General features: G+C 45.6%; 25 protein-coding genes and 1 tRNA gene. 6 read left to right on the top strand and 20 right to left on the bottom strand.

Going from position 1 to position 26,673, the window contains the following annotated elements; translation table 11 throughout:
* Positions 1–36: 36 nt before the first annotated feature.
* Positions 37–474 carry a dihydroneopterin triphosphate diphosphatase gene (gene nudB, locus HGT73_RS12935; RefSeq protein WP_214215663.1) on the bottom strand — a complete coding sequence of 146 codons (438 nt, stop codon included), beginning with the start codon at positions 472–474 and terminating at the stop codon, positions 37–39.
* A complete protein-coding gene (gene aspS / locus HGT73_RS12930; protein ID WP_214215662.1) occupies positions 474–2,252 on the bottom strand; it encodes an aspartate--tRNA ligase in 1,779 nt (592 codons plus the stop codon). Before aspS ends, nudB begins: the two co-directional genes overlap by 1 nt.
* 248 nt (positions 2,253–2,500) lie before the next feature.
* Between aspS and cmoA the strand changes: the two genes are divergently transcribed.
* Positions 2,501–3,229 carry a carboxy-S-adenosyl-L-methionine synthase CmoA gene (gene cmoA / locus HGT73_RS12925; protein ID WP_214215676.1) on the top strand — a complete coding sequence of 243 codons (729 nt, stop codon included), beginning with the start codon at positions 2,501–2,503 and terminating at the stop codon, positions 3,227–3,229.
* A complete protein-coding gene (gene cmoB / locus HGT73_RS12920; protein ID WP_214215661.1) occupies positions 3,226–4,206 on the top strand; it encodes a tRNA 5-methoxyuridine(34)/uridine 5-oxyacetic acid(34) synthase CmoB in 981 nt (326 codons plus the stop codon). The genes cmoA and cmoB overlap by 4 nt, the downstream gene beginning before the upstream one ends.
* Here cmoB and cutC read toward each other — a convergent pair.
* The gene (gene cutC, locus HGT73_RS12915; protein ID WP_214215659.1) at positions 4,174–4,986 is read right to left on the bottom strand and encodes a copper homeostasis protein CutC; all 813 of its coding nucleotides are present in this window, start codon (positions 4,984–4,986) and stop codon (positions 4,174–4,176) included. The genes cmoB and cutC overlap by 33 nt on opposite strands.
* A 77-nt stretch (positions 4,987–5,063) precedes the next feature.
* Between cutC and HGT73_RS12910 the strand changes: the two genes are divergently transcribed.
* Positions 5,064–6,200 carry a MalY/PatB family protein gene (locus HGT73_RS12910; RefSeq protein ID WP_214215657.1) on the top strand — a complete coding sequence of 379 codons (1,137 nt, stop codon included), beginning with the start codon at positions 5,064–5,066 and terminating at the stop codon, positions 6,198–6,200.
* Between the two features lie 3 nt (positions 6,201–6,203).
* Here the strand turns inward: HGT73_RS12910 and HGT73_RS12905 are convergent, their stop codons facing one another.
* The gene (locus HGT73_RS12905; RefSeq protein WP_214215655.1) at positions 6,204–6,767 is read right to left on the bottom strand and encodes a VOC family protein; all 564 of its coding nucleotides are present in this window, start codon (positions 6,765–6,767) and stop codon (positions 6,204–6,206) included.
* 229 nt (positions 6,768–6,996) lie between these two features.
* On the opposite strand from HGT73_RS12905, the gene argS reads away from it, so the two are divergent.
* The gene (argS, locus tag HGT73_RS12900) at positions 6,997–8,727 is read left to right on the top strand and encodes an arginine--tRNA ligase (protein ID WP_214215654.1); all 1,731 of its coding nucleotides are present in this window, start codon (positions 6,997–6,999) and stop codon (positions 8,725–8,727) included.
* 13 nt (positions 8,728–8,740) lie between these two features.
* Here argS and HGT73_RS12895 read toward each other — a convergent pair whose 3' ends face one another.
* The 16 genes from HGT73_RS12895 to otsB all read right to left on the bottom strand — a co-directional run bounded on the left by HGT73_RS12895 (position 8,741) and on the right by otsB (position 25,432).
* On the bottom strand, positions 8,741–9,235 hold the full coding sequence (locus tag HGT73_RS12895) for a flagellar protein FlhE (RefSeq protein WP_214215652.1): 495 nt from the start codon (positions 9,233–9,235) through the stop codon (positions 8,741–8,743).
* A 1-nt stretch (position 9,236) separates the two neighbouring features.
* Entirely contained in the window at positions 9,237–11,312 is a 2,076-nt protein-coding gene (flhA, locus tag HGT73_RS12890; RefSeq protein WP_214215651.1) for a flagellar biosynthesis protein FlhA, read from the bottom strand.
* Positions 11,305–12,453 carry a flagellar biosynthesis protein FlhB gene (flhB, locus tag HGT73_RS12885; protein WP_214215650.1) on the bottom strand — a complete coding sequence of 383 codons (1,149 nt, stop codon included), beginning with the start codon at positions 12,451–12,453 and terminating at the stop codon, positions 11,305–11,307. The genes flhA and flhB overlap by 8 nt, the downstream gene beginning before the upstream one ends.
* Before the next feature lie 146 nt (positions 12,454–12,599).
* The gene (gene cheZ / locus HGT73_RS12880) at positions 12,600–13,241 is read right to left on the bottom strand and encodes a protein phosphatase CheZ (RefSeq protein ID WP_214215649.1); all 642 of its coding nucleotides are present in this window, start codon (positions 13,239–13,241) and stop codon (positions 12,600–12,602) included.
* 9 nt (positions 13,242–13,250) lie between these two features.
* Complete coding sequence (gene cheY, locus HGT73_RS12875; protein ID WP_214215648.1) at positions 13,251–13,640, bottom strand: chemotaxis response regulator CheY; 390 nt, start codon at positions 13,638–13,640, stop codon at positions 13,251–13,253.
* A 37-nt stretch (positions 13,641–13,677) separates the two neighbouring features.
* The gene (locus HGT73_RS12870; protein ID WP_214215647.1) at positions 13,678–14,727 is read right to left on the bottom strand and encodes a protein-glutamate methylesterase/protein-glutamine glutaminase; all 1,050 of its coding nucleotides are present in this window, start codon (positions 14,725–14,727) and stop codon (positions 13,678–13,680) included.
* On the bottom strand, positions 14,724–15,569 hold the full coding sequence (gene cheR, locus HGT73_RS12865; RefSeq protein ID WP_276516180.1) for a protein-glutamate O-methyltransferase CheR: 846 nt from the start codon (positions 15,567–15,569) through the stop codon (positions 14,724–14,726). Before cheR ends, HGT73_RS12870 begins: the two co-directional genes overlap by 4 nt.
* Before the next feature lie 91 nt (positions 15,570–15,660).
* Positions 15,661–17,328: a methyl-accepting chemotaxis protein gene (locus HGT73_RS12860; RefSeq protein ID WP_214215646.1), complete on the bottom strand. Its 1,668-nt coding sequence runs from the start codon at positions 17,326–17,328 to the stop codon at positions 15,661–15,663.
* A gap of 79 nt (positions 17,329–17,407) precedes the next feature.
* The gene (cheW, locus tag HGT73_RS12855) at positions 17,408–17,887 is read right to left on the bottom strand and encodes a chemotaxis protein CheW (protein WP_214215644.1); all 480 of its coding nucleotides are present in this window, start codon (positions 17,885–17,887) and stop codon (positions 17,408–17,410) included.
* Positions 17,888–17,899: 12 nt separating this feature from the next.
* Positions 17,900–19,852 (bottom strand): chemotaxis protein CheA, encoded by a 1,953-nt coding sequence (cheA, locus tag HGT73_RS12850; RefSeq protein ID WP_214215642.1) that lies wholly within the window; start codon positions 19,850–19,852, stop codon positions 17,900–17,902.
* 3 nt (positions 19,853–19,855) lie between these two features.
* Positions 19,856–20,800 (bottom strand): flagellar motor protein MotB, encoded by a 945-nt coding sequence (gene motB, locus HGT73_RS12845; protein ID WP_214215641.1) that lies wholly within the window; start codon positions 20,798–20,800, stop codon positions 19,856–19,858.
* Positions 20,797–21,684, bottom strand: a complete 888-nt coding sequence (motA, locus tag HGT73_RS12840) for a flagellar motor stator protein MotA (protein ID WP_214215640.1) — start codon at positions 21,682–21,684, stop codon at positions 20,797–20,799. The genes motB and motA overlap by 4 nt, the downstream gene beginning before the upstream one ends.
* A gap of 90 nt (positions 21,685–21,774) precedes the next feature.
* Positions 21,775–22,359 (bottom strand): flagellar transcriptional regulator FlhC, encoded by a 585-nt coding sequence (gene flhC, locus HGT73_RS12835; RefSeq protein ID WP_214215639.1) that lies wholly within the window; start codon positions 22,357–22,359, stop codon positions 21,775–21,777.
* Between the two features lie 13 nt (positions 22,360–22,372).
* Positions 22,373–22,708, bottom strand: coding sequence for a flagellar transcriptional regulator FlhD (gene flhD, locus HGT73_RS12830; RefSeq protein ID WP_214215638.1), 336 nt, complete (start codon positions 22,706–22,708; stop codon positions 22,373–22,375).
* 575 nt (positions 22,709–23,283) lie between these two features.
* The gene (otsA, locus tag HGT73_RS12825) at positions 23,284–24,663 is read right to left on the bottom strand and encodes an alpha,alpha-trehalose-phosphate synthase (RefSeq protein WP_214215637.1); all 1,380 of its coding nucleotides are present in this window, start codon (positions 24,661–24,663) and stop codon (positions 23,284–23,286) included.
* A gap of 1 nt (position 24,664) precedes the next feature.
* Entirely contained in the window at positions 24,665–25,432 is a 768-nt protein-coding gene (gene otsB, locus HGT73_RS12820) for a trehalose-phosphatase (RefSeq protein ID WP_214215636.1), read from the bottom strand.
* Positions 25,433–25,713: 281 nt separating this feature from the next.
* Here otsB and msrA point away from each other — a divergent pair, with 281 nt between their 5' ends.
* Together msrA and HGT73_RS12810 are read left to right on the top strand one after the other, a co-directional pair.
* Complete coding sequence (gene msrA / locus HGT73_RS12815; protein WP_214215635.1) at positions 25,714–26,247, top strand: peptide-methionine (S)-S-oxide reductase MsrA; 534 nt, start codon at positions 25,714–25,716, stop codon at positions 26,245–26,247.
* A 138-nt stretch (positions 26,248–26,385) separates the two neighbouring features.
* Positions 26,386–26,473, top strand: a tRNA-Ser gene (locus tag HGT73_RS12810).
* Positions 26,474–26,673 lie beyond the last annotated feature (200 nt).

Below are 26,673 nucleotides of genomic sequence, written 5' to 3'. Positions count from 1 at the left end.
AACAGAACACGCGGGTTGCGTATTCCAATCGAATGATCACTCGGCGAACAGTTGTTCGATGGCTTGGCGATTACTCCACGATTTAGTTAACGCCGCAGCCTGTTGCCAAGGAAGCCACTGTGCAGCCGTGTGTTCGGTGAGATGCGGCATTTTTTCGCTCTCAAGCCCCCAACTAAACCAATGTTCTTGGTTTTGTGTCACACCCGGCGCATAACGGTGGCGATACTGTTCAAAAATTTCAAAGGTAATCTGCGTCTGGCAATCGATAAAGCAATCATGGGCCGGATCATAAATAAACCCGGTCTCCTCTTGCACTTCGCGAAGCGCGGCTTGCGAAGGCAACTCTCCTTGCTCTAGGCTACCCGTGACCGATTGCCAAAACTGCGCATCATCTTGCCGCTGTAGCAATAGCACCCGCTTAGTGTTTCTCGCATAGATCACCACTAACACTGAAACCGGGTGCTTGTAAGTCATTACGCCGACTCAGTCTTAACTTTTTTGACGACCTGGAGTGCCAACTCTTGCAGGGCGCTCGGATTAGCTTCGCTTGGCGCATCAGTCATTAAACATGCAGCTGCCGTCGTTTTCGGGAAAGCAATCACATCACGGATATTATCCGTACCCGTCAGCAACATAGTTAAACGGTCTAAACCGAACGCGAGGCCTGCGTGCGGTGGCGCACCGTATTTTAATGCATCGAGTAAGAAGCCAAATTTCTCTTGCTGCTCATCAGCGCTGATCCCTAAGATACTGAATACGGCTTGTTGCATATCGCTAGTGTGGATACGCACGGAACCGCCACCGACTTCATAGCCGTTGATAACCATATCATAGGCATTCGCAATGGCATCGCTCGGTGCAGCACTTAACTCGGTTGGCGTAAGGTCGCGAGGAGCGGTAAAAGGATGGTGCATGGCAGCTAAACGCCCTTCTTCGTCTTGCTCAAACATAGGGAAATCAACGACCCACAGCGGTGCCCAGCGACTTTCATCGGTCAGCGCTAATTCACGGCCGATTTTAAGACGTAATGCGCCCATCGCATCCGCTACCACATTCGCCTGGTCTGCACCGAACAGTAAAATATCGCCTGATTGCGCGTTTGTTCTTTCCAACAACTGCTCGATAATGTCAGCCGTGAGGAATTTCGCTACTGGGCTCTGCACGCCGTCCAGTCCAGCGTCACGCTGGTTGACCTTCATCCATGCCATGCCCTTCGCGCCATATAAACCGACGAATTTAGTATAATCATCCAGTTGCTTACGCGTCAGTTGCGCCCCACCAGGAACGCGTAATACTGCGACACGTCCTTTTGTATCGTTGGCTGGACCTGAAAATACCTGAAACTCCACGTTCTTCAGTAAATCGGCAACATCCACCAGCTCCATAGGGTTACGTAAATCCGGCTTATCGGAACCGAAACGACGCATCGCTTCTGCCCACGTCATCTGTGGAAACTCACCGAGATCAATCCCTTTGATAGTTAACCATAACTCACGAATCAGGCGTTCCATGATCTCACGCACTTGAGGGGCGGTCATAAACGAGGTTTCAACATCGATTTGTGTAAATTCTGGCTGACGATCTGCACGTAAGTCTTCGTCACGGAAACACTTAACGATTTGATAATAACGGTCAAAGCCTGAGACCATTAAAAGCTGTTTAAAGAGCTGTGGCGATTGCGGTAATGCATAAAACTCGCCTTTATTTACTCGGCTTGGCACCAAGTAGTCCCGAGCGCCTTCTGGCGTTGCTTTGGTCAGCATCGGCGTTTCAATATCGAGAAACTCATTCTCTTCCATAAAACGACGAACAAAAGCGGTAATTTTCGCGCGTGTTTTGAAACGTGCCGCGACTTCAGGGCGACGTAAATCTAAGTAACGGTATTTAAGGCGGGCTTCTTCGCTATTAACATGATTACTATCGAGCGGCAACGGTTCAGAACGGTTGATAATCGTTAACTCCGTTGCGAATACCTCAACCTCTCCGGTCGCCATCTCGGCATTCTTGTTACGCTCATCGCGGGCACGCACTTTACCGGTAACCTGAATACAAAACTCATTACGTAACTCAGCTGCACGCTGGAATGCCTGTTGTTCATCCGGATCAAAAAAGACCTGAACAATCCCTTCGCGATCACGCATATCGATGAAAATTAAGCTCCCGAGGTCGCGACGACGATTCACCCAACCGCTGAGAGTCACTTGTTGACCGATGTGGGACACATTAAGTTGTCCGCAATATAGTGTACGCATTGATTATCCTTTTGGGCCCGGCAGGCATTTAACGTTGGGTACCTGCTACCTGGCGATGTTGCTGCAAAATGGCTCGCATTATACTGAAAAATAATGTCAAGGATAAGTCTCTGAGTGTAATAGCGCTCGATATCTGTGCAATTAACCCTTTTGATTATCGAAAATTGTTAAAAATCGGTCTTATTGATGCGCAGCTGCATAGTTTCTGCGACAATATCTCTTTTACAGCAAGGTTATCGAACTCCGTTATGTCACACCGCGATAGTTTATTTTCCGCGCCAATTGAAAAATTGGGCGATTGGACTTTTGATGAACGAGTAGCTGAAGTCTTTCCAGATATGATCCAGCGCTCAGTCCCTGGTTACTCCAACATCATCTCGATGATTGGCATGTTAGCGGGCCGTTTTGTCACGGAAAATAGCCGCGTTTACGATCTCGGCTGCTCGCTGGGTGCAGCAACGCTCTCGGTGCGACGAAATATTACGGTCGATGGCTGTGAAATCATTGCTGTCGATAACTCTCCCGCGATGGTTGAACGCTGTCGCCGACATATCGATGCGTTTCGGGCCCAAACTCCGGTACAGGTTATCGAAGCCGATATTCAACATATCGATATCGACAACGCCTCCCTTGTCGTTCTAAATTTTACGCTACAGTTTATTCCCCCAGCACAACGTACTGCCCTGCTGGAAAAAATCTGGCACGGATTACGTCCTGGCGGCGCATTAGTACTCTCAGAAAAGTTCAGTTTCGCCGATCAGCAGATGGGCGAATTGCTGTTTGATATGCATTTAGACTTTAAACGCGCGAATGGATATAGCGAACTAGAGATTAGCCAAAAACGCAGTATGCTCGAAAACGTGATGCTGACAGACACGGTCAGTACTCATCAACAACGCTTACGGGATGTCGGTTTCTCGCACGCAGAACTCTGGTTTCAATGTTTTAATTTTGGATCGTTAGTGGCCATCAAATGATAGATTTTGGAAATTTTTACCAACAAATTGCTACAGGCCCACTCGCCTCGTGGTTAGAAGTGATCCCTGCACAGCTAGCACAGTGGCAACGTGAAAACCTACATGGTCATTTCCGTCAATGGCATAAGGCCATTCAATATTTACCCGCTTTAACACCCACTACACTCGACTTGGTCGAGCGGGTTTATGCTGAGCATCCCGACCTTACTCCCCGCCAGCGACAAGGTATTGAGTCACTGCTTCGTCAATTGATGCCTTGGCGTAAAGGCCCTTATTATCTCTATGGCACTCATATCGACACTGAATGGCGTTCGGATTGGAAATGGGATCGTGTGCTACCTCATATTAGCCCTCTTAAAGACCGATTAGTGTTAGATGTTGGTTGCGGCAGTGGTTACCATATGTGGCGGATGATTGGTCAAGGGGCGAAAATGGTCGTTGGGATTGACCCTATGCAGCTCTTCCTCTGTCAGTTTGAAGCCGTGCGTAAACTATTGGGTAATTCACAACAAGCCCATCTGCTGCCATTAGGGATTGAACAACTGCCCACCTCCGAAGCCTTCGATACGGTTTTTTCAATGGGTGTGCTCTACCACCGACGCTCTCCGCTCGATCATTTAATGCAATTGAAGAATCAGTTAGTGAATGGCGGGGAATTGGTATTAGAAACACTTGTCACTGATGGTGATGAGCATCAAGTACTCGTTCCGGGTGAACGTTATGCACAAATGCGTAATGTCTACTTCCTGCCCTCAGCACTTGCGTTGAAAAGTTGGTTGGAAAAAACCGGATTTGTTGATGTACGCATCGTCGATCAAGCGGTGACACCTGTCACCGAACAGCGACGTACTTCTTGGATGACGAGTGAGTCGCTTGCCGAGTTTTTAGATCCTGAAAACCCAGAGCTGACTGTCGAAGGTTATCACGCGCCTTTACGAGCAGTGTTAATTGCTCGTAAACCCGGAGAGGTGGTCTAAATGACCAAAGTGGTGCTCGGTGAGAATTGTTGGCTGAGCATCACGCTGTAAACGGATTAACGTCTGCATTGCTTCAACGACCGTTGGGTCAACCTCAGTGCGTAAATACTCATCGGCCACTTTATCGGAGCACATTGATACGCCCGCTTTGCAGTAATTCATCGCGGAGGGCACTTGCCGACTCGCTGAGCTGTGCACTTCCTTAATCCCTGCCTCCAGGAATTTGGGGAGATTAGATAAACGTACCCCCGCACCGGCCATAATAATTGGCCCAGTACCGATCGCATTTAATTCCTGTAATAAAGGTAAACCAGCCTCTGCAGACTGCTGTTGTCCGGAGGTGAGTATTCGTGCCACCCCGAGATCGGCCAGCTCATGATAAGTACGATGTGGATTACTACAAAGATCGAAAGCACGATGAAAAGTGACGGCCATACCTTTTGCGACAGTCATCATTTTTTGCATTCTTGCTTTATCCAATAACCCTTCTGGGCACAAAATACCTGTCACCACGCCAGGAAACCCCATATCACGGATTTGAGCAATGTCAGAAAGCATGATTTTAAATTCATTGTCACTGTAACAAAAGTCACCACTGCGAGGCCGCACAATAGGATGAACGGGAATATGAATGCGTGATCGTACTTCACGCAAGGTCCCTAACGAAGTGGTTAAGCCCCCCTCTTGAGGTGCGGCACAAAGTTCAAGACGATCAGCACCAGCTTGAGCGGCCGATAGTGCACAATCCAAGCCATAGCAGCATATTTCTAATGTCGGCATAGTCGATTCCTTTGTCAGACCACATGGTTATGCTATCGTAAATAGCGCCTCTCCTTACATACCTGCATGGAGTTTGAATGTCATTCAATTTTGACGAAAGAGTCGAGCGGTATCACACTGATAGTGAAAAATGGCTCAAATATCGGGATCAAGATATCATCCCACTCTGGGTGGCCGATACCGACTTTCGTGTTGCCCCTTCCATTCAGCAGGCATTGCAAGCACGTGTCGCACATGGTGTGTTTGGCTATGCGCATGACCAAGGCGCACTCGCCAACGTCACGGCAGATTGGGTAAGTAAACAGTATCACTGGACGATCGACCCAGATTGGGTTGTCCCGTTATCTGGCATTAAACCGTTCTTCTCGTTACTGCAACAATGTTTACTTTCTACCGAACAACGCTCAATCTGTCACACACCGATCTATCCGCCTTTTACTCAAAGTGCCATCTCTAGTGGTCGAGAACAACGTCACATCCCTTACCCTATTTTCGACCAAACTAACCTTCTCCACTCTCCCTTACCGGCGTTAAGCCACCAAGACAGGCTCTTTCTCCTTTGTAACCCTCATAATCCTGGAGGGCGGAGCCATCGTCGACAAGAACTAGAGCAATTGGCCGCCTACGCAACCGAATATAACTTATGGGTATGTAGCGATGAAACTCATGCCGATCTCTTACTCGAGCCGGGCCTGTCGCATACGCCTTTCGCCGCCTTATCGACAGAATGCGAACAACGCTCAATTACACTGCTTTCTGCCGCGAAAGCCTTTAATCTTGCGGGACTCGGTTGTGCAGTAGCCATTATTCCTAACCTTGAACTCCGGACAACCTTGCGCCAAGCTATAGCCTTGCGGATGCCCGTCCCCAACTGTTTAGGGGTCACAGCAACCCTTGCTGCGTGGCGTGAAGGTGCAGACTGGTTGAATGCACAACGCGACTATCTGCGTGCGAACCGTGATCACTTGGCAGCACACCTGACGACATTACCCGCTTTGCGCTTAATCACCCCCGAAGCCGGTTTTTTAGCTTGGATGGATGTCTCTGCATTAGGCAAATCCGACCCGCACAAATGGTTTGAACATCATGGATTAGGGTTTACTGATGGTGCGCCCTATGGGGATCCACAAGCCATGCGGTTTAATTTTGGCTGCAGTCGCACCTTGCTCGATCTTGCATTAAGCCGTCTTACGCAGGCGGTCAATGCCGCCTAAAGTTTAGGAAACGCGCTGTTCGCTAGCCACGACAAGATCGATAGGCCAAGTATGAAACTTGATCGTAATATCGCCATTGGTCATAGCCAGTGTGGTGTTATCCAATGCCCCGGGATGCGTTTTAGGCCGACGCGTTTTGATACTGATTCCTGGCATGACCAAGCCTTTATCGTCAATAAGCGACATCGCCCGTTGGCCAAGAAGCGCTGGAGAGCCCGGTAACACCACCTCAATATGTTCCCAGCCCTCATGACGATAGCGTTTTTCGCCTGGCCAAGGCAGTTCAACAATCTCGATAGAATGACCCAATAACTTTAACGGCTGATAAAGACGATATAAATGAATAGGCCGTCCACCAATGATAGCATCGGAAAAACACGTTCCATGCTGTGCGAGCTGCGCTGCCCAGCATTCTGCTGTGCGCTCTTGGTGACAACGTAACGAAATATGGTCAATGCTTAATGGTGCAAGATTTAACCCAAGCTGCTCAGTAAAAGTCGTCAGGGCTTGTTCAAAACGGGACAGATCGTCTGCTAATTCAGGAAGTGCGGTAAACAGTGTGTGCATAATGCTCTATGGCCGTGATTCAGTATCTCGCCATTTTCGCCCTCTGCGGCTTGCCTGTAAAGTCGAAAGCCGATTAATTTCAATCACTCTCAATGACAAATGCAGATGTAAGCTGACGCGTTACGCTTTTTTACGTATACTGCTCGGTCATTAAAACTTATTACGTATTGATGCCATAGCATCTTATGTTGTGTGGGACACCACACACTTTATTGATAAAGGTAAACCGGTGAATATTCAGGCTCTTCTGTGCGACAAAGTTAGTCAGGCAATGTTTGCGGCCGGCGCTCCGGCCGACAGCGAACCCCTCATCCGTCAATCTGCTAAACCTCAATTTGGTGACTACCAAGCTAATGGGATTATGGCCGCAGCAAAACGACTAGGTATGCCTCCGCGTCAGCTCGCAGAAAAGGTCGTCGAACATTTAGCGCTAACCGGTATTGCCAGTAAAACAGAAATTGCCGGCCCCGGTTTTATCAATATTTTTCTTGACCCACATTGGCTTGCTCATGAAGTCGAGCAGGCATTAGGCTCCCCACAGCTGAATATTTCTCCTGTAACGCCGCAAACCATCGTCGTCGATTATTCTGCGCCGAACGTGGCAAAAGAAATGCACGTCGGTCACTTACGTTCGACTATTATCGGTGATGCAACGGTACGTACCCTTGAAAAACTCGGACATAAGGTTATCCGTGCTAACCATTTAGGTGACTGGGGAACACAGTTTGGAATGTTGATCGCCTATCTTGAGCAACAACAAGCTGACCACTCGGCGGATATTGCTTTACAAGATTTTGAAGCCTTCTACCGCGCAGCAAAAATTGCGTACGACGAAGATGACGATTTCGCTGCCCGTGCACGTAGCTATGTGGTGAAATTGCAAAGCGGTGACGAATATTGCCTAACCATGTGGCGTAAATTGGTGGATATCACCATGGAGCAGAACCAACGCAACTATGATCGTCTAAACGTCAGCTTAACGGCAGATAATGTTATGGGCGAGAGTTTATATAACAGCATGCTCCCGGGTATTGTTGCCGACCTCAAACAGAAAGGACTCGCCGTCGAGAGCGAAGGCGCCACGGTAGTTTTCCTTGATGAGTTCACCAATAAAGAAGGTGAACCAATGGGGGTCATCATTCAGAAGAAAGATGGTGGCTATCTTTACACCACCACAGATATTGCCTGTGCAAAATACCGTTACGAAACCTTAAAGGCCGAACGTGTGATCTATTATATTGATTCACGTCAACATCAACACTTAATGCAAGCCTGGACGATTGTACGTAAAGCTGGCTATGTACCGGAGTCCGTTCCACTCGAGCACCATATGTTCGGGATGATGTTAGGCAAAGATGGTCGCCCCTTTAAGACCCGGGCAGGGGGAACTATTCGTTTAGCGGATTTATTAGATGAAGCTCACGAACGCGCACTAACACTAGTTAAAGAAAAAAATCCAGAAATGGATACTCAAACCTTAAATCGTCTTGCCGAAGTGATTGGTATTGGTGCGGTAAAATATGCTGACCTTTCCAAAAACCGCACAACCGATTATGTGTTTGACTGGGACAATATGCTGTCATTTGAGGGAAATACGGCCCCTTATTTACAGTATGCCTATACCCGGGTGCTGTCCATTTTTCGTAAAGCAGGCATTGATGAACAATCCCTGCAAGGACCTCTGGCACTGACAGAATCTCGCGAGGCGGCACTCGCTACACGTTTACTGCAATTTGAAGAGACGTTACACCAAGTCGCTCGCGAAGGTACCCCTCACGTTCTTTGTGCCTACTTGTATGATGTTGCGGTACTCTTCTCAAGTTTCTATGAGCACTGCCCGGTATTGACCGCTCAGGACGAGAGTAGCCGTCAGTCTCGTTTAAAACTTGCGGCATTGACCGCCAGAACATTACAAACCGGTTTAGATTTACTGGGAATTGAGACCATCAAGCGGATGTAGTCCCCTCATCTTGTTAATCAATCTTAACCTGTTGGGGGGACTTCCCACCAACAGGGTTCTCTTTATTCCCTTCGTCTACGACAATAAGACGGTGCTGACTTGCCTCTACCCGATAATTAACCGTAAGATGAAGCCCATTAAGCTGAATAGGCGGATGCTGTGCGCCAATCCCCGCTAATTGAATACGCATATACCATACTCCTTGACTCTTCCAGCCTACGAATCGCTGGGTTCGGCCAGCTACCGAGTTCAAACGTTGACACTGACTATCACGACAGAGCAAAATCAACGGTGGCTGTGGCCAAGGCTGTAAGCTGTTAATTTGCCAACTGAGTATACCCACCTCACCGAGATCCCCGAGGGGAAGCTCTCCCAGACGAAAATGATACCATTGCCCTTTTCGCATCAATGCTTGCCCCGCGTGACCCAGTGATGTACTGACGATGGTCGCCTGCGCATTCTGTATTCCAGCCAAGACTGCTAGCCCGAATATGAGGTGTCGCCACATATTAATCCCCCAGCGTCGCGGTTTGGCGGATCGGTTTTTCGCTCATTAACTCAACCGTCGACATCACCACTAATTGCCGATAGTGGCGACGTAAATAACGCGCTAATAATAGTCTTAAGCCAGCATCAACTAAAAGCACTGGCGTCACCCCTAATCCCTCTTGGTTCTCAATCGCACTACCGGCTTGCTGCACCAATTGTTCGGCAAGACCCGGTTCAAGCCCACCCCCATTACGCATCACTTGGTGCAAAAGTCCTTCTAATGCGGGAGAGAGCCCAATAACTTGAATTATCTCATCCTCTTGGAAGCACTGCTGAGTGATGGCTCGACCCAATGCAACCCGCACAACAGTGGTGAGTTCAAGGCTACTTTGTGTGGCGCTGGCATGTTCAGTCAGTGTCTCCAAAATAGTACGCATATCGCGAATAGATACTTGCTCACACAATAAATTTTGTAGCACCTTATGCACTGTCGTTAAGGGTAAAAGATCAGGAATCACCCCTTCAACAAGCGACGGTAATGTTTTGGCCACATGATCGATTAATTGCTGTGCTTCTAATCGTCCAAATAATTCACTCGCATGGTGGTTTAACAAATGGTTAAGGTGCGTAGCAATGACCGTACTGGCTTCTACAACCGTGAACCCTTGAGTTTGTGCTTGCTCTTTTAACGCCCCATCAATCCAAATAGCAGGTAATCCAAAAGCAGGGTCCCGCGTCGGTTCCCCGGGTAACTCAGAGGTTGCATTGCCGGGGTTTATGGCTAACCATCTTCCGGGCCAGACCTCACCGTCGCCAATAATGACTCCCTTAAGCAAAATACGATAGTCGGCGGGGGCGAGCGATAAATTATCCGAAATATGAATTCCCGGCGGTAAAAAACCCATCATGGTGGCGAATTTCTTCCTAATTGCCCGTATACGTCCCGGTAACTCGCCTTGTTGCTGTTCATCCACCAACGGAATTAATCGATAGCCCACTTCCATTGCCAAGGTATCTTCAATCATCACATCTTGCCAACTCGCCTCAATCGGCTGCGACGACTGTGATGGCATCGCTATTGAAGAATCTGGCCCTTTACGCTGTTCCGCGCCTTGCAACCACCACGCGATCCCTAATAACAACAGAGTAAAAACTAAAAAAATACCATTCGGCATACCAGGGACTAACCCTAGCAACCCCAATACGGCAGCACTTAAGACCATCACTTGCGGACGATTAAACAGTTGGCCGACCATCTGTTCACTGACATTACTGTCATTACTGACCCGAGTGACGATCACCCCCGCCGCCGTTGAAATCACTAATGCTGGAATTTGTGCGACTAACCCATCGCCAATGGTCAACAATGTATAAGTTTCTGCTGCTTGGCTAGCGGAAAGGTCATGTTGCAAAATACCGACCAGCAAGCCTCCAACAATATTAATCACCATGATGATAATGCCCGCCATAGCATCTCCGCGGACAAACTTACTGGCCCCATCCATTGACCCATAAAAATCAGCTTCTTGTGTTACCTCTTGGCGGCGTTGTTTGGCTTGTTCCTCTCCAATAATACCGGCATTAAGATCCGCATCGATCGCCATCTGCTTTCCAGGCATCCCATCTAAAACAAAGCGCGCACCCACCTCTGCAATCCGGCCCGCTCCCTTGGTGATAACCATAAAGTTGATAACAATCAGAATAATAAAAACCACCACGCCAATTGCAAAATTCCCACCCACTAAAAAGTGACCAAAGGCTTCAATCACTTTGCCTGCCGCAGCTTCACCCATATGGCCCTCAAGCAAAATAATCCGGGTGGATGCAATATTCAGGGCTAAACGTAATAAGGTCGCAAACAGTAAAATTGTGGGAAAAGCGGCAAACTCTAAGGTTTTTCGCGTAAACATCGCCACCAGCAAGACCATAATTGACAAGGCAATATTAAACGTAAAAAACAGATCGAGAAGTAAAGCGGGTAAGGGTAAAACCATCATTGCTAGGATCAGCAAGATTAAAATAGGCCCGACTAAAATTTGCCACTCAACATCATTCCAATGCATAGGCAGGCGTAAACGCGCATATAACTTATTCATGTTCATTTTTCTCTAAGTCAACAATCATCTCAGCGGGAATCGGAAGTTCAAGTGGAATTGGCGGTTTTTGTCCACCAACTTGTCGCCAACGGCGCACTTGCCAAACCCAAGCTAATACTTCTGCCACAGCGGTATAGAGTGGGCCGGGTATGGGGTCACCGACTTCGGTATGACGCCATAGCGCACGGGCTAACGGGGGTGCTTCAAGAGTAGGAATACGATGTTCACCTGCCATTTCACGAATTTTTAGCGCTATCTGTCCGCGCCCTTTTGCAACCACTTGCGGCGCGTGCATTTTTCCCTCTTGGTAGAGCAGTGCAACAGCAAAATGTGTCGGGTTAGTGAGAATAACATCGGCAGTCGGGACATTAGCCATCATCCGTTGTCTCGCCGTCGCGCGCATTTGCTGACGAATACGTCCTTTCAAATGCGGGTCCCCTTCTTGTTGTTTATGTTCGTCGCGGATCTCTTGGCGTGTCATCCGTAATTTTTTGTGATAGGCGTACAGTTGCCAGAAAACATCGAACGCAACCATTGGGATCATCCCAATAAGGATCCATAGCCAAAGTAAGAGTAACTGATGGGATCCTTGCACTAACGCAGACGCTAGAGGTTGATGAAGCAAGCCAAGTATTTCAGATTGTTGTCGCGCTAACACGCTGAGGACTATCGTAATAACGATGCAGGCCTTCAGTAAGGATTTGACTAACTCGGCCACCGTTTGTGCGCTGTAAAATTTTTTCATCCCACTTAAGGGATTGAGTCGTGAAAACTTCACTTGTAACGCACGAGAACTGAGGTTTATACCGCCAATAATAAGGTATGCAATGACCGAAACACCCCATAAACCGACCCCAAGAGGGAGAAAGAGCTTCAGGCTGAACGGGATCATTTCAACGCTGGAAGCGCCCCATTGATAAGCATTAACCTGCTCAAGATCAAATTGCCAGCTCTCATGGACAATACGCAGTAAACCTTGCCAGCTTGCCGGTAGGCTGAGTATTAATGCGGGTAGCCCTGCTGAGAGTAGCAGCAATGACGTTAATTCGCGTGAGCGGGGAATATCACCTTCTTCGCGCGCTTTTTCAATACGACGACTACTGGGTTCTTCGGTTTTATCGTCTTTATCTTCTTCAGACACTGGGGCTTCCTATACGGATAATTCCCCGTAGCATGCCAGAATCATGATCAGGCTATTGGCCAAACAACGGTAAAAAAGGTGCTTATTAGGCTAATAATAAGCACAACGGAAGCGATATGAGTCAGTAATAATGAGGGGGAGTATCACTAAAAACCAAGACTATCTAATAAATCATCAACTTGTGACTGATTCGCAATCACGCCACTGGCTGTGGTGTCGATTTGTGGTCCGTTTAATAGACTATTTTTTTGTGTCGGCGTCACGCGCGCGTTGTCAGGAATATTATCCAGCAATACCATCAATAGCTGCGTTTCAATTTGCTCGACGACATGCATCATCTTTTTGATCACTTGCCCGGTCAGATCTTGGAAATCCTGAGCCATCATAATTTCAAGCAATAGCTGATTGGTTTTACCAGTAATTAACGGGATTGACGCGAGATGCTCCCGTGTTGCCGCGACCAACGCTTTAGCCTCATCAAAACTCTTCGGTTCAGCAAACCACTGGTCCCAACGCTGTTGTAAGGCTTCTGCTTGTTGTGCTAGCTGCTCTTGTTCCGGTTGTGCCTGTTCAACACACGTCAGTACCCGATTCGCAGCCTGTGTGGTCATATCCACAACATAGGTCAATCGGCCTCTTGCATCGGGGATTGCCTCCGCCGCATCGGCAATCGCTTGCTCAAGCCCTAACTCATGCAGACTATCGCGTAACATACGCGTCAGCGATCCTAAACGAACAATAATATCTGACATAGGATCATGATCACTCGGCGGTAAGGGATGGTTCATAGCAACTCCTTACATTCCGTATTTTTCAAAGATTTTATTCAGTTTTTCTTCCAATATTGCCGCAGTAAAAGGTTTCACTACATACCCACTCGCTCCCGCTTGCGCTGCCGCAATAATGTTCTCCTTCTTTGCCTCAGCCGTCACCATTAGCACCGGTAAATTGGCAAATTTTTCCTCGGCACGAAGCGTTTTTAACAAGGTCAAACCGTCCATATTCGGCATATTCCAATCTGATATGACAAAATCGAAATGAGCTGCTTGCAATTTGTTCAATGCTTCTTGACCATCTTCGGCCTCATCCACATTGGTAAAACCTAATTCTTTTAATAAGTTACGTACAATACGCCGCATGGTTGTAAAATCGTCGACCACTAAAAAATGGAGTGCCTTATCCGCCATAATGATTTCCTTATTCTGATTAATGAGCTCTTAACGCTTAAATGCGTATAGCTTGCCCCGAGGCCAAACGACTGACCATGTGTTGACTGATCTCATCAAGAGGTATTACTTCACAAACCGCATTGAGCAATACGGCTTCACGAGGCATGCCGTACACCACACAACTGGCCTCATTTTGAGCAATAGTCCAACTCCCTGCTTTTTTCATTTCTAATAATCCAACAGCACCATCGTTACCCATTCCGGTCAGCAATACCCCAACCGCATTGCGCCCGGCGCATGCAGCGACTGAATGAAAAAGCACATCGACCGCCGGGCGATGACGATTGACGGGGGGCGTATCCAGCAGCCGTATTTGGTAATTAGCCCCAGAGCGAGTGAGTTCCATATGCATATCGCCCGGCGCAATGTAAGCGTGTCCCGGTAGGACTCGCTCCCCCTGTTCACCCTCTTTCACCGTAATTTGGCAAATACGATTGAGTCGTTCTGCAAAAGAACGGGTAAACCCTGCAGGCATATGTTGGGTAATCAGTACCGCTGGGCAAGCGGGGGGTAAGGGTTCAAGCACTTGTCGTATAGCCTCAGTACCACCCGTCGAAGCGCCGATAGCCATCACTTTTTCACTACCGATTAACGTCTTAAGTGATACTGGCCTCACTTGGGTACGGCTATTTGGGTTAGGCAGCCGCGCTTGTGCCGCCGAGCGTATTTTTTCACAGATCAGTTCACTGTATTGTAAAATACCCTCGCGAATGCCCATTTGTGGTTTCGTTACAAAATCAACGGCCCCCAGTTCTAAGGCCCGCAATGTCACCTCTGAACCTCGCTCCGTTAACGAAGAGACCATCACTACTGGCATCGGCCGTAATCGCATCAACTTCTCAAGAAAGTCGAGCCCATCCATCTTCGGCATTTCAATATCTAACGTCAGTACGGTGGGATCATAATGTTTAATGAGCTCACGGGCGACTATAGGATCCGGTGCAGTGGCCACCATATACATATCTTTTTGGCTATTGACGATTTCCGTCATCAGTTGGCGGATTAGTGCGGAGTCATCCACACACAGCACACTTATTTTACTCATTTTTTCCTCTCAGCAAGTCGGTAGACAGTCTGGCCTAACAGTGAATAATCGGTACTTAATTGGCTTAGATTTTCTGAATGACCGGCAAACAATAATCCATCAGGCTGCAGCACATTAACCATACGATGCAGTAAGGTTTGTTGTGTTTTTTTATCGAAATAAATCATTACATTACGACAAAATATCGCATCGACCTTCTCTTTTAATTGCCAGTCCTGAGCGAGTAAATTAAGCGGATAAAAGTCTACCGTGGCAGCAAGTTCAGGCCTGACCCTCACTAAGCCGCTATGGTTACCTGTCCCTTTAAAAAAATAACGCTGTAACTGTTCAGGGGTGAGCATAGAGAGCGCTTCTTGAGGGTAAATCCCTTGTTTACCCTTCTCCAAAACTTGCGTATCGATATCGCTGGCAAAAATTTTAAATCGTCCCGGCGCAAGCCCTAGCGTTTCCGCTAAGGTTATCGCTAGTGACCAGGGTTCTTCACCGGTAGAGGCGGCGCAACACCACAGGGTATAACACCCCTTATGAGACCGTGCATGCTCCGCTAAAATCGGAAAATGGTGGGCTTCGCGAAAAAAAGCCGTCAAGTTGGTGGTCAGTGCATTGGTAAATTGTTGCCACTCATCACTTTGTGGATGTTTTTCTAAAAACTGAATGTATTGGCTAAAATTGGTAAAATCACAGGCTCTGACTCTTCTCAATAAACGGTTATACACCATCTCTTGTTTATGTGCCGCCAGCACTATTCCTGCCCGTTGGTAAATCAACGTCGCTATTTTTTGGAAATCTTGCGCCGATAACTCATAACGTCCACTCTGTGCCGCAGGGCGAGTTGAGGCCATAATAGGGGGTTGTTTCTGCATAATCCCTTCGCTTTCTCTGCTCATTCGGGTAAGGCCTTCACGTCAGACCCTACCCGATCAAAATGGTAAATTAAAAGGTTTCCCAATCGTTACTATTGGTCATCTGTCCCGCACTCACCGTATTAGCAGAAGGCAGTGGATGTTTCTTACTCACCGGCGCCAATGACTTGGAAACCGAGTGATGGCCAACTTGAAACACCGCCACTGCTTGTTTGAGTAGACCCGCTTGTTCTTCTAAAGCAGCTGCTGCAGTGGCAGATTCTTCCACTAATGTCGCATTTTGCTGAGTAACTTGATCCATTTCGGTTACCGCTGTACTGACCAGATCAATACCCCGACTTTGTTCTTCGGAGGCGGAGGCGATTTCGCCCATAATGTCAGTCACTCGGGTGACCGCATTAACAATCTCGCCCATCGTCACTCCTGCATTCTCCACCAGCTGTGATCCCGAATCGATACGGTTCACCGAGTCTTCAATCAAAATTTTAATTTCTTTCGCTGCTTGGGCACTGCGTTGGGCGAGATTACGTACCTCTCCAGCCACCACCGCAAAGCCTCTGCCTTGCTCACCAGCACGCGCCGCTTCTACCGCAGCATTTAATGCAAGAATATTGGTTTGAAAAGCAATACCATCAATGACACTTGTGATGTCAGAGATTTTCTTTGAACTATCGGCGATATCTTTCATCGTCGTGACAACATTATCGACAACATTACCGCCATGCCGAGCCGTCTCAGAAGCATTCAGCGCCAACTGTGAGGCTTGTCGAGCATTCTCGGCGTTTTGTTTTACCGTCGCCGTAAGCTGTTCCATACTGGAAGCGGTTTCTTCGAGCGATGCAGCTTGCTGCTCGGTACGTGCTGATAAGTCATTACTTCCGTTAGCAATTTCACTGGCGCCACTGAAAATGGATTCTGAACTATCACGGACCAATCCGACGGTATGCTTTAATTCATCCTGCATATGCTGCACTGTGGTTAACAGTTCACCCATCTCATTTTTACTTATTATCTCAATCGACTGCGTTAAATCACCGCGGGCAACATTTTGAATATGGTGAATACAAGCATGCAGTGGTTTGAGTAAGATACGATGAATACCTACCCATGCTAAGAAAATCACGAATAAGGTAATGAGGATAAAGACGCCGGTTAAGATTAAGGCGTGTTCATACTGTTCACGACTATTATCAATACCAATTTCTACCTGCTTTTCATTGCGTTCGTACCACTGATCCATCTTGGTATCAAAAACCCGCTGTTTATCCATAACGGGAGTGGTCATGAATTCATTCACTTTCCCTTTTCGTAATAATTCCAAGAGGGTGTTAAGTCCATTACGGTAATCAATAAATGCACGAGCCATTGCATCGAGTTTAGTGTCTTCTTTTTCTTTATCAGTGAACGTATTCCAAAACGTTTTATATTCTTCATCCGCCTGTTGGAGATTACCTTCCGCGCTATTTAAAAACTTTCCTATCCTCTCTTCAAAACCGACATCCTTGGATCGTTGTAAACTGTAAATCATACCAAAGTTAATATTGGATCTTGCCTCTAACAAATAAGAGGTCGCATCAGATATACTTTGCTGTTGAATTCTCAACTTTTGATTCTGCGAAAATATCGCTTGGTTATCCTTTGACATTTGTAAAAATAGCGTACTACTAATAATTTGTATCACGCCCATAATGGAAAGAATTAATAATAAACTGGTAACAACTTTTAGTTTACGCAACATAGGTCCCCTATCGTCCTTTTTATAATTACCTTATCGGTAATTTCGTCCTTTTCTTCAATAATCGTTACAGAGAATATTTTTACTGCGTATGAAGCCGATCGACCAATGCCATCTCTTCACTATTTAATAATTTATGAATATCAACAAGAATAATCATCCTTTCGCCATACGCCCCTAATCCAGTTAGGTACTCGGTGGAAAGCGTAACACTAAACTCAGGCGCCGCACGGATATCTTCAGGCGATAAGGCTAAAACATCCGAGACACCATCCACCACTATTCCCACTACCCGCTCAGCCAAGTTCAGCACTATAACTACAGTATTATCATTATAATCGACGTTTTTTTGCGCAAACTTAATCCGGAGATCAATAATCGGTACAATGACTCCTCGTAAGTTTGTGACACCTTTAATAAATTTAGGTGTGTTCGCTATGCGTGTAACGTGATCATAGCCTCTAATTTCCTGAACTTTTAATATATCAATTCCATACTCTTCTTTCCCCAACGTAAAAATAAGATATTCTTGGTTTTGTCCTTCTTCATTTTTATTTTCCATAGCTATCCTTAACTATTCGCTCTCATTCTGTAATGAAATTTTTTCGCGATTAATGGCTTGTAATACTGGAATATCAATAATAAAGGCAACGCTACCATCGCCCATAATTGTCGCCGCTGAAATACCTTGTACACGGCGATAATTACTTTCCAAATTTTTAACAACGACTTGATGTTGCCCCATCAGATAATCGACTAATAATGCAAAGCGTTTACCCGCATTTTGTAAAATAATAATGATCCCTTCAGTAGGATCTTCATGGGCCGCGGTAATATCAAATATTTTGGCTAAAGAAATAAGGGGGAGGTATTCTCCCCTCACTTCTAAAACTCGCTCTCCGCCGGCGAGATATTTTAAATCGCCCTTGCGAGGTTGTAATGATTCAATAACGGCGTTGACCGGAACAATAAATACCTCATGCCCACTCCTGACTGACATGCCATCTAAAATCGCTAACGTCAGTGGCAGTAGAATCCGAATCGTCGTTCCTTTTCCTGATTCGGTTGCAATTTCAACGTGACCGCCCATATCTTGGATATTACGCTTCACCACATCCATCCCAACTCCGCGACCTGATACATCCGTCACTTTTTCGGCAGTAGAAAACCCCGGAGCGAAGATAAGTTGTGCAATCTCTTCCGGGCTCATTGACTCCTGTACCGGAATTCCCGAACTCAGTGCTTTTTGATAAATTTTGTCTAAATTTAACCCCGCACCATCATCAGCGACTTCAATGCAGATACTCCCACCACGGTGCTCAGCCGACAAGATCAGATTACCCTCAGCCGATTTCCCTGCTACGCGGCGTTGTTCTTCTGACTCTACGCCGTGATCTAAACTATTACGGACTAAGTGAGTCAATGGATCGATAATACGTTCGATTAAGCTCTTATCTAACTCTGTCGATCCCCCCTGTAGGGTAAGCGCCACTTTTTTCCCTAACTTAGCCGCGAGATCACGGACCAAGCGAGGGAAACGACTGAACACATATTCCATCGGCATCATTCGTATCGACATTACCGACTCTTGTAAATCTCGAGCATTACGCTCAAGTTGATTAACCGTATTCCATAACGCACTGTGAGTGGTAGGGTCTAACTCTGATACCTGTTGCAAGAGCATTGACTGACTAATCACCAGTTCCCCCACCAAGTTGATCAGTTGATCGACTTTTTCAACTGCAACACGAATACTGCCAGCATCGGGCGCTTTATTGGTTGGAGCAGGCGGTTTACTATTTTGTTGTACACTAGGCGTGGGAGCGCGAACATCAGGACTATGCGGTGCTTCCTGCGATGGTGCGGGTGTTTCGCTCTCAAGAAAATGGATTTGGTCTTCATTAATGATAAAACAAAGTACCGCAGTTAATGCCTCGCGACTAACACCTTGAACAATGAGCTCAATAGTTTGACTATCCTGCTCGAGTAACGTCATCGTGCCAAGGTGGTTGATCTCTTGAAGTAACAATTCACCTTCATTAGGTTTTAACTGCGATAGTTTTATGCGTAATGATTCGCTATTTTCTGCCTGTCCCTCAGGTTTAACTCTAGGTTCACTCTTAGGCTGAACCGGGTGGTTCTGCTCGCTCAAGGCAATTTTTCGTAATTGCTCACAGATGCGTTGAAAAGTCTCCTCATCGGGTTGTTCTGACTGTTTATAAGCATTGAGTTGTTCTTGCATGATATCTTTGGTTTCCAGAAAGAGATCAATAAGCTGGCTGTTTAATTGCAATTCACCTTTACGCGCATTATCGAGAATGTTTTCCAATATATGCGTGGTTTCTTGTAAAATGGTGAAACCAAAGGTTCCTGCTCCTCCCTTAATCGAATGCGCGGCACGAAATATCGCATTCAGTTGCTCAGGATCAGGCGTTGCCGGATCAAGCGCCAGCAAATGCTGTTCCATATCAGCCAATAACTCATCCGCCTCATCAAAAAAGGTTTGATAAAAATCAGCAATATCCATTGTTTATTTTTTCTCCTGTGTTGATACGTGATGACTTTCTTCTACCACTTTTCCATGAGGTGTAATCGCTTGTACAAGATCGTCAGCTGCAGAGATCGTCAGTGCCTGACCTTGATCATTCTCTTTCTCAATATCGCTTTGTGCCTCTTTGGTTAAAATTAAGACACTAATACGGCGATTTTCCGGTGCATCGGCTTTCAGCCCTTTCACATTCATCGTGTCTGACATCCCAATAATACGGATCACTTTACGTTCAGTCAGACCGGCTCTCACTAACTCACGTCGTGATGAATTTGCACGTTGCGTGGAGAGTTCCCAATTACTAAATCCGCGATCGCCCATCAGATATGGCGAATCGTCGGTGTGGCCAGCAATACTGATTTTGTTTGGAACATCATTAAAAATCGGCGCTAAAGCATGTAAAATATCCATCATATAGGGCTCAATTTTTGCACTGCCCTTGAGAAACATCGGTCGTTGATGGCTGTCCACAATTTGTATACGTAAACCACGCTCAATCATCGTGATAAAGAGTTGAGAGCGTAATGCTTTAAGGCGCGGGTCTGTGCTCAAAATATTTTCAATTTTATTTTTAAGCCTTTGTAATGCCTGACGATCACGTTCTTTTTCCTTCTCCCGAGCAGTAGGTTGAGGAATACTCTGTATCGATTGCGTATCATGACCCGCTTCTCCACCGGGGATGATATTCGTCGCATCACTCTGATACTTACCGGGAGACATGGCTACGTGCAGAGGCATACGAAAATATTCCGCTAACGATTCCAATTTCTGCGGATCAGCAATGGAAATCAGCCACATCACCATAAAGAAAGCCATCATTGCAGTCATAAAGTCTGCGTAAGCAATTTTCCAAGCACCATGACTCTCATGGCGACCATGTTTCTTTTTCTTTTTAATAACGATAATCGGTGGTTTAGTCTCCTTCACTCTTCACCACCTTCCGAGGTACGTGCTCCCGGTTTATTATTGCGTACAAAATCTTCAAGCTCGGTAAAGGCCGGACGTTCTGAGGTGTAGAGCACTTTACGGCCGAATTCCACCGCAACCTGAGGTGCATAGCCATGTAAGTTCGCCAATAAGGTGACCTTGATGCACTGTAACATTTTGATTTTTTCTGCTGACTTTTGCCGTAATACTGTTGCTAATGGCGAGACAAAACCGTATGACAGGAGAATTCCCAAGAATGTACCGACCATTGCATGGGCAATTAACTCACCCAGTTCAGCAGGAGGCCGGTCGGCGGAGGCGAGTGCATGAACCACCCCCATGACCGCGGCAACAATACCAAAGGCAGGCAATGCATCACCTACAGCGGCAATACTCTGTGCAGGAACATCACTTTCATGCTCATAAGTTTCAATCTCTTCATCCATCAGTGACTCTATTTCTAATGCACTCATATTTCCGCTAATCATTAGGCGCAAATAGTCAGTGAGGAAATGCATCAGCAAAACATCGGCAATAAGTTTGGGATATTGGTTAAAGAGTTCACTCTCCTCGGGGCTTTCAATATCTTTTTCTATTGACAGCATTCCTTGCTGCCTTGATTTAGACATAATATTGAAAAGTAAACTCATTAGTGAGAGGTAATGTTGCTTTGTATAATTAGAGCCGCGAAATAAAGTCGGTAAGGATTTTAATGTTTTCTTTAGAGCTTTACCGTTATTACCCACAAATAAAGCACCGACTCCCGCACCACCAATAATAACCAGTTCTGAAGGTTGGTATAAAGCCCCCAGATGACCACCAACCATTGCGTAGCCACCGAGAATCGATGCAGTTACTATAATATAGCCAATTATTATAAACACAGTCACTCCCTAACAAGGTATATCCCTGGGTTTTTAAATAAAGGAGTTACTGAAAGGTATATTATGGAAGTGTATAATCAATAAAATACGTTATAATGCCCCATAGAGTAACCCTTTATTCTCTTCCTCTTCTTTATCGGCCATTGAATAGCAAAGTTTACGCTTTTTTATTGCGCGAGAGGGGGGCTGGCATAAACTACAAACAAAACTACCTTTAGGTTGGTGAGCATGATTAATAAATTGCCCCTGACAGAGGCGGCAGGTTGATAGCTCAATCATTCCACTTTCGGCAAAGCGGATTAATGTCCATGCACGTGTTAAACCTAGTAATGGTTCATCATCTTGCTCAGTGGCTGGACACTGCTCCAAGTACAAGCGGTAGGCAAGAATTAGACATTCCACATCCGTTTTATCTGTAGTCTTTCTGAGAAATTTCCATGCATGGAAAAATACCGTCGCATGAATATTATGCTCCCAAGTCATAAACCAATCCGTTGAAAAGGGTAACATTCCTTTCGGGGGGGGACACCCCTTAATCTCCTTATATAAGCGTATTAAACGACCTCTGCTTAACACGGTTTCATTTTCGAGTAACTGTAGTCTAGCCCCTAAACGAATAAGATCCATCGCAACACGAATATCCTGCCCTTCCCGCAATACACTTTTTTCTTTCATCACTTTTCCGCTATTATCGAATACGTTTATTGTTGGTTCTTGATTGTAATAAATGCGTCGCTAACACGATTCCGGTATGAATTTGTTGAAGATCATCAACACGGGAATCTTGCGTCAATGTCTCGATAATAGCAGTTTGTTCAAAGCGTAACTTACATATAAGCTGATTGGTTTCTGATAGTTTCACTAATTCGTGGAGGTTTAATCCCATTATTTTTTCCGCTAGATCTTCATCGATACCTAATCGATAAAATGCAGCGTATTTATCTTCACTCAGCATCCGTTGAGCGAGAAGAAGATATGATAAATTAATTCCATATATTTGTTTTACAATATCTAAATTATCCACACTAACCTCCAATGGTCTTGATTACTCCATCACTACAAAGAGTAATTGCATAAAAATTAACTGACTATTACTCATAATATAATTAGAACTTACATTGTTATTAATGATTTAACAATATGAAATTTTACCTATTCCTATTTCATATTGATTTAGATCATATGACAAATACCTCAATGAAGTTTTTTATAAAAACAATTTTTTCATAACAGCATTAAAAACTAAAACATTCAGTGAAATATAACTAAATATTAACCATGCTTAATATAAAAACATCTTCAATATAATTAAATATGTACTTGGCTATTTTTAGATCAAAAAAAAATAAATTTGCTTATTACAAATATTTAATATCGCTAAATACACTATTTTTTTGGCTATATTTAGCCCATTAAGGATACAATTCGTTCAATACGACTGGGAGAAAAATAGGCAGAAAAATACTTACCTTAAAAACTATAAAGTAAAAATGATCAAAAATCAGAATATTTGATAAAGCTTATTAAGAATTTTACATTGTTATTAATGTATTTTCCTATCAGCTTAGTGATAGGAAAATATTTTCCACAGCGATTCCCTTATTCCAAAATTTGATACAGGTCATCAAGAAACGTCTCGCGCCAGCGAGTGATCGTCTGATGCTGCAAAATCGCCATCATTTTAGCGTGTCGATCTACGCGTTCCGATTGACTCATCGTTATCGCTTGGTAGATTGCCCGGGCGACTTCATCACGATCATAAGGATTGACCAGTAGCGCCTCGGTGAGCTCGCAAGCCGCCCCAGCAAATTTAGATAGAATTAAAACACCTGGATCGGCCGGGTCTTGAGCCGCAAGATACTCTTTAGCGACAAGGTTCATCCCATCGCGTAAAGGTGTGATTAAGGCAATGTCCGTAAGACGGAAGATCTTCATCAGTAAACGACGATCAAAATGCTGGTTAAGGTAATAAAGCGGGGTCCAGCTCATCGTACCATATTTACCATTGATCCTTCCGGTTTCCGTTTCTAGCTGATGGCGAATCGCTTGATAGGCTTGTACTTCCCCACGTGAGGTCGGGGCAATTTGGGTATAACGAATATTTCCACGCTGTTCAGGGTATTTCTCTAGGAAACTTTCATAGGCCAAAAAACGCTCAGGGATGCCCTTTGAATAATCGAGACGTTCACAGGCGATAATGTTTTTTGCATCGCCCAGCTCCTTACGGATCGCTTGCATCTTCGGAGGTAACGGGCCTTGTGCTAATTTGCTGATACTATCAGGATCGACCCCAATCGGATAATCGTGTAGATGAAACGTATTACCATAAGCTTGATAAATACCTTTTTCGACTGTAACCACATCCGTTTCTTGAGTAATCGCGGAGAGGAAGGCTTGTGCATCCCGCTCGGTTTGAAAGCCGAGTAAATCATAGGCCGTCATAAGGCGTAAAATTTCTTGGTAATCAGGCAGTGCCATTAAGACTTCTGGCGCGGGAAAAGGAATATGCAGGAAAAACCCCAGCGGTTGTTTCACCTGATGCAAACGTAACGCCGCCGCAAAGGGTAATAAATGGTAATCATGAACCCAAATGACATCGTTATGTTGCAATAACGGATAAAGTTTTTCTGCCAGCATCTGATTAACGCGTAGATAGCCTTCCCAGGCCTCACGCTGATACTCGACCAAGTCTAGGCGATAATGAAAAGCAGGCCAGATGACCGTGTTAGAAAATTGACTGTAATATAAATCATAGTCATTTTGTGTCAGTGAACAGGCTGCATAGGTAATATTCTTATCTTGCTCGGTGTATAACGGCTCATCCTCACCCGTTATTTCCCTGATTTCGCCATTCCAACCAAACCATAATCCTCCCTGCTCTTGTAGAGCATCCAGCAACCCAACGGCTAAACCACCTGCACCGTTTTTACTGTGGTCAGGGAGTGCGATACGGTTGGAAACAACCACTAATCTTCCCATGCTATACACTCCTCATTGTCTGTAGCGTTATCTTATTGTTCAGTAAGTTCCCAATCCAGCGGTAGAGCTGTTCAACCTCAGCAAAACGATGTGTTGCTTCGCTATCACCTGCTCCAATCTTGATCGAGATACCTTGTTGCTGATTGACGATATGGAAGCCCGCTTCATCGGTGACATCATCGCCAATAAAAACGGGAATACGTCCAATAAAGGGGGGAGTCATCATTAAATAATTGATTGCTTTACCTTTGTCGTAGCCTCGCGGTTTAATTTCCCATACGCATTTTCCTGCTTGCACCGTAAATGCGGGATAGCCATCAACAATACGTTGTACGATTTGATGCAATACCTGTTGTGCCGTTGGGGCTTGTCGATAATGCACGGCAAAGGCAACCCCCTTTTTCTCAATCCATACACCGTCCATACTGTCTGTATGAAGAGCTAACTGTTGTTCAATCGCACGCAGTTGCTGTGTATCGGCGCTCGCTCCTAGATGTTGACCGTCCAGGGTACGAATTTCTGCGCCATGAGTCCCTGCCGCAGCGCCACGCAGTGGTTGCGTTAAGTGGTCGATTTGATTGAGCGGACGTCCAGAAACAAAAGCAACGGCTCCGTCGGATAGCTTTGATAGGTCGATAAGCTGTTCAATGACCGTCGCGGGAATTTGCACAGCGTCAGGCATATCTTGAAGGGGTGCGAGAGTACCATCGATATCGAAAAAAAATGCGTAGTCGGTTTGCTGGCCATCATGTTGCGGTTTACTCATCATGCTCGCTCTCTTCGGTTGCACATAGCCGTAACAAGGGAGTAAACCGCGCAATACACGCTTTATTTATGCCCGTGAGTTACAAAAATGTATCAATTAAGAATACTATCTGATTAATTAATGTTACTAAGTATAGACTCAAACTTTGTAATTGCCGGACGAATCAGAAAGTTACTTAAATAATTCTGCACGATACACCGTACTGCACAATCTGTTCATAGTCAGCTGTTCCACATTCGGCTACTCTATGGTGGTAAAAAATTGATGATAACAATGAGGACAACATGGCAACTGACTATGCGATTATTGCAGGCGGCTGTTTTTGGTGCACAGAAGCCGTATTCCAAAGTTTGAAAGGTGTTTTATCCGTCGAAAGTGGTTATACCGGCGGTGCTTCAGCACACCCGACTTATGAACAAGTATGCAGTGGGACAACCGGTCATGCGGAAGCAATCCGTATCGGTTTTGATCCTCAATTAATCAGTTATGATGATTTGCTTGATGTGAGCTTTGCCACGCATGATCCGACTCAGCTTAATCGTCAAGGTAATGATATTGGTACGCAATACCGCTCAGCGATTTTTCCCTTAAACGCGTCACAGCAGCGCTCAGCAGAGCAGGCGATCGAACGCGCCCAGCAGGATCATGCACAGCCGATTGTGACTACGATAGAAGCCTTTACCGAGTGGTATCCGGCTGAAGAGTATCACCAGAATTATTGGGATCGCGTCGGTGAAAACAATGGCTTTTGTATGGCGGTTATTCCTCCTAAATTACAAAAGTTACGTAAGAAATTCGCTGATCGGGTTAAGGATTGAACCGAAAGCGCATGATGCCACCGCAAGTCGCTCAGCTCTTGAGCAGATAGATAAAAAGCCTAAAATAGTGCTTGACCGTTACGGGGTGACTCCCTATAGTAGCGCCCCGTTAGCACGGTAAAGGCTGACAAACAATTTGGTGAGGTGTCCGAGTGGCTGAAGGAGCACGCCTGGAAAGTGTGTATACGGCAACGTATCGAGGGTTCGAATCCCTCCCTCACCGCCATATTCTTTAGACAAATAACTTTTTACTCTTTGTCTAAACATATTAGCGTTATCCAAAACGTTAATAGCAGAACCCCAATGCTTAGCATTGGGGTTTTTTTTTATCTTATTATCCACCTATCGATAGCCTAATAATATAAAATCACTTTAAAATCATGCTGTTATTTAAAATTGATTTTTTCTTTCTTGCGATAATCGGCA

The organism is Rosenbergiella australiborealis, assembly GCF_018494035.1.
GTDB lineage: Bacteria > Pseudomonadota > Gammaproteobacteria > Enterobacterales > Enterobacteriaceae > Rosenbergiella > Rosenbergiella australiborealis.
The sequence above is the reverse complement of the archived record's forward strand: the minus strand, read 5'-3'. Positions and strand labels throughout refer to the sequence as shown.